This is a genomic window from Clavibacter lycopersici, assembly GCF_003576405.1.
GTDB lineage: Bacteria > Actinomycetota > Actinomycetes > Actinomycetales > Microbacteriaceae > Clavibacter > Clavibacter lycopersici.
On record NZ_QWGT01000257.1, the window covers coordinates 1 to 3,710 of the forward strand.

4 protein-coding genes are annotated in these 3,710 nt (G+C 71.9%); 2 read left to right on the forward strand and 2 right to left on the reverse strand.

Features of this window, described 5'->3' with window-relative positions; all coding sequences use genetic code 11:
- Positions 1 to 385: FAD-dependent oxidoreductase (locus tag DZG00_RS13380; protein ID WP_119455719.1), on the reverse strand; the 385-nt coding region annotated here is incomplete at its 3' end.
- Between the two features lie 210 nt (positions 386 to 595).
- Here DZG00_RS13380 and DZG00_RS13385 point away from each other — a divergent pair.
- Positions 596 to 805, forward strand: coding sequence for a DUF3073 domain-containing protein (locus DZG00_RS13385; RefSeq protein ID WP_012037444.1), 210 nt, complete (start codon positions 596 to 598; stop codon positions 803 to 805).
- A 129-nt stretch (positions 806 to 934) separates the two neighbouring features.
- Here the strand turns inward: DZG00_RS13385 and purM are convergent, their stop codons facing one another.
- On the reverse strand, positions 935 to 2,044 hold the full coding sequence (gene purM, locus DZG00_RS13390; RefSeq protein WP_119382794.1) for a phosphoribosylformylglycinamidine cyclo-ligase: 1,110 nt from the start codon (positions 2,042 to 2,044) through the stop codon (positions 935 to 937).
- 89 nt (positions 2,045 to 2,133) lie between these two features.
- On the opposite strand from purM, the gene purF reads away from it, so the two are divergent.
- Entirely contained in the window at positions 2,134 to 3,594 is a 1,461-nt protein-coding gene (gene purF, locus DZG00_RS13395) for an amidophosphoribosyltransferase (protein ID WP_119382793.1), read from the forward strand.
- Positions 3,595 to 3,710 lie beyond the last annotated feature (116 nt).

Consider the following 3,710-nt stretch of genomic DNA (forward strand, 5'->3'; position numbering starts at 1 on the left):
GGCGGCGCGACGCGGCGGGCGGCGGCACGTCCGCGTCGAGCACCGCGCGCACCTCGACGGGGCGGGCCACCCGCAGGTCGAAGTGCTCCTCGTAGCGGGCGTAGTGGTCGCGCACGACCTCGCGGGCAGGGAGGCGGCGGTCGGCCGTCGCGAACGAGATGCCGAGCTCTGCCATGCCGGGGAGGTCCGCGACGCGGTGCGCGGATCCGAGCCGCAGCGCCGCCCACCGGTGCTGCCACGCGCCGCCCGTCGAGGGGCCGCGGTCGAGGACGACGGCGTCGGTGCCCATCCGGAGGCCGAGGCGCTGCAGGTGGTACGCGACGGAGAGGCCGGCCTGTCCGGCACCGATGACCACGACCTGGGTCTCTGCCGGCTCGGAGGTCATGGGACGACCAGGCTAGCGTCCGCTCCCGACCGGCAGGGGGATCACCGGGGGAGGTCGTACGATGCTCGTGCACGCTCCCCGGACGGGGAGAACACGCCCGGGACGACGAGGGCCACATGTTAGGGTAGCCCCTAGGTTTTCTCCAATCCCTGTCCGCTGCATCCAGCGTTGTCACCGCCCGTCGGGGCCTGAGTCGTGAGGGGGTCTCGCATGGGGCGCGGCCGTCAAAAAGCTAAGCACACCAAGATCGCGCGAGAGCTGAAGTCGTTCAGTCCCAATGTGGACTACACGCAGCTGGAGCGCGAGCTGACCACCCATGGGGCGGTCGACGAGCAGTACGCGGCCGAGGCCGCGAAGTGGGACGAGTACGCCGACGAGCCGGACGCCTACGTCCCGGGCGACGAGCAGAAGCGCGCCTGATCCCGCCGTCGGCTCACGCCGCACGATGACCCGACCCGTCTCCTCGCGAGGCGGGTCCCTCCTTGTGCGCCTGCGCCGCCGTCGTGCGCCGCCGGTCCGGACGGGCGGACCGACGGGCGAGCAGACGGCTCAGTCGCGGTAGCGGCCGGTGAGGCGCACGGCCCCGCCGTCGACGCCCTTGGCGCCCTGCTCGAAGCCGGCTCCCACGGGGGCGTCGCCGATCGTCACGCGGCCGGCCTCCCACGTCGGGATGCCCGCGGCGGTGAGCGCGCGGGCGATGCCGTCCGCGGCGACGGCGTCGACCACGGCGATCATGCCGACGCCGAGGTTCCAGGTGCCCTCGGCGCTCTCGAGCGTCGAGCCGGCGATGCCGGACAGCGCGCGGAAGACCGCGGGCGGCGACCACGTGGAGCGCTCGAGCTCGCTGAAGGATCCGCGGGGCAGCACGCGCGCGAGGTTCGCCGCGATGCCGCCGCCCGTGACGTGGCTGATGGAGTGCACGCCCGGGCCGAGCTCCGGCTGCGCGAGAACGTCGAGCAGCGGGGTCGTGTAGAGGCGGGTGGGCTCGAGGAGCACCTCGCCGACCACGCCGCCGAGCTCCGCCGAGGTGTCGCCGAAGCCGATGCCGGCGCCGCTGAGGATGTGGCGGACGAGCGAGAAGCCGTTGCTGTGCAGGCCGCTCGAGGCCAGCGCCAGCACGACGTCGCCGTCACGCACGCGCTCGGATCCGAGCACCGAGTCCGCCTCGACCGCGCCGACAGCGGCACCGGCCACGTCGTAGTCGTCCGGCCCGAGGAGGCCGGGGTGCTCCGCCGTCTCGCCGCCGACGAGGGCCGTGCCGGTGTCGGAGCAGGCGCGCGCGATGCCGGCGACGATGTCGGCGATGCGCGCGGGCACCACCTTGCCGCAGGCGATGTAGTCGGTCATGAAGAGGGGGCGCGCGCCGACCACGACGATGTCGTCGACGACCATGCCCACGAGGTCCTGGCCGATGGTGTCGTGCTTGTCGATCGCCTGCGCGATGGCGACCTTGGTGCCCACGCCGTCGGTGGACGTGGCGAGGAGCGGGTGGCGGAAGCGGGTGAGGGCGCTCGCGTCGAACAGCCCGGCGAACCCGCCGAAGCCGCCGATGACCTCGGGGCCGTGCGTGCGGGAGACGGCCTCCTTCATCATCTGGACCGCGAGATCGCCGGCCTCCGTGTCGACGCCGGCCTCTGCATACGAGCTCTTGGTGGTCACGGGTACAGGGTAGCGGCCGGGCGCGTCGCTCCCGTGTGGGAGACTGGCCGCTCCCCCACCTCTTCTACTCTTCAGGAGTCAGCCGAAGCATGTGCGGCATCGTCGGCGTCGTATCGTCCGAACCCGTCAACCAACTCGTCTACGACAGCCTCCTGCTCCTGCAGCACCGCGGTCAGGACTCCACCGGCATCGCCACCGCGGAGGGCAACACCTTCCACGTGAAGAAGCTCAGCGGCCAGGTCCGCGAGGCCTTCCGCACCCGCGACATGCGCTCGCTGCTCGGCACCATGGGCCTCGGCCACGTGCGCTACGCGACCCGCGGCAGCGCGGCAGACGAGGACGAGGCGCAGCCGTTCTACGTGAACGCGCCCTACGGCATCGTCCTGGTGCACAACGGCAACCTCACGAACACGCGGGAGCTCGCGCAGGAGCTCTTCCACGTGGATCGCCGCCACACGAACACGAGCTCCGACACCGAGCTGCTCGTCAACGTCCTCGCGCACGAGCTGCAGTCGCAGGTGTCCGGCCTGGCGCTCGACCCCGAGCAGGTGTTCACGGCCGTCGAGCGCGTGCACGAGCGCGTGCAGGGCTCGTACGCGTCCATCGCGATGATCGCCGGGCACGGGATGCTCGCGTTCCGCGACCCGTTCGGGATCCGCCCGCTCACCCTCGGCCGGCGCGAGCTCGCGGGCGGACGCATGGAGTGGGTCGTGGCGAGCGAGTCGCTCGTGATGGAGTCGCTCGGCTACGAGATCGTGCGCGACGTCCGCCCCGGCGAGGCCGTCTTCATCACCATGGACGGCGAGATGCACTCCCGCCAGTGCCACCCGACGCCGCGCCTCATCCCCTGCGCGTTCGAGTTCGTGTACCTCGCCCGGCCCGACTCGGTCATGTCCGGAATCAGCGTCTACGACGCGCGCCTGCGCATGGGCAACCGGCTCGCCGCCACCATCGCGGAGCACAGCCCGGCGGGCGACATCGACGTGGTCATGCCCATCCCGGACTCGTCCCGGCCGTCGGCCATGCAGGTCGCGCAGACGCTCGGCATCGAGTACCGCGAGGGCTTCTACAAGAACCGCTACGTCGGCCGGACGTTCATCATGCCGGGGCAGGCGCAGCGCAAGAAGTCGGTGCGGCAGAAGCTCAACGCCATGAGCTCGGAGTTCAGGGGCAAGAACATCCTCATCGTCGACGACTCCATCGTGCGCGGCACGACCAGCCGCGAGATCGTCACCATGGCGCGGCAGGCCGGCGCGAACAAGGTGACGTTCACCTCCGCCGCGCCGCCCGTCCGCTACCCGCACGTGTACGGGATCAACATGCCGTCGCGCCAGGAGCTCATCGCGCACGGACGGAAGATCCCCGAGATCGCCCGCGAGCTCGGCGCGGACCACCTCATCTACCAGGAGGTGGCCGACATGCGGGACGCCATCGTCGAGGGGTCCACCGGCGTGGAGGACCTCGAGATGAGCTGCTTCACGGGCGAGTACATCACCGGCAACGTGACGCCGGAGTACCTGTCCTGGCTGGAGCGCACGCAGCTCAGCTGATCGGGCGGGGCGCGGGGTGGGAGCGGATCCGCGGCGCGCGGATCAGGCGCCCGGCTCGCCCCGCTCGCGCTCGGCCGTGAGCACGCGGGACCGGCGCGACGCCGCCCGGTCGAGCG